1 protein-coding gene is annotated in these 241 nt (G+C 53.5%); it reads right to left on the bottom strand.

Translation table 11 applies throughout. From position 1 onward, the window contains the following. Positions 1-216, bottom strand: a 216-nt coding sequence (locus tag RMT89_RS45150; RefSeq protein ID WP_315889553.1) for a hypothetical protein, incomplete at its 3' end; no start/stop codon positions are given. Positions 217-241 lie beyond the last annotated feature (25 nt).

Raw genomic sequence — 241 nt, 5'->3', positions numbered from 1 at the left:
CTGACCTTCGCCGATTTTCGTCAAATTACCGACACCAGTAATACTGCCCGACATCTCCACAACGTTCAGCATGGAGTCGATTGTGCCGCCCCCGTTCTCAAGTCCAACCTCACGGTTCGACTTGAAATCGCTGCCAGTGACCTGAAGCTCGCCACCATTGAAGAAGAGCCCGCCTGTCGAATCTCCCAGATTGTCATCGCTGCCAACCTGCAGCACACCGTCATTTATATTTGTACCGCCC

It is taken from the genome of Streptomyces sp. P17, assembly GCF_032436805.1.
Lineage (GTDB): Bacteria > Actinomycetota > Actinomycetes > Streptomycetales > Streptomycetaceae > Streptomyces.
The sequence above is the reverse complement of the archived record's forward strand: the minus strand, read 5'-3'. Positions and strand labels throughout refer to the sequence as shown.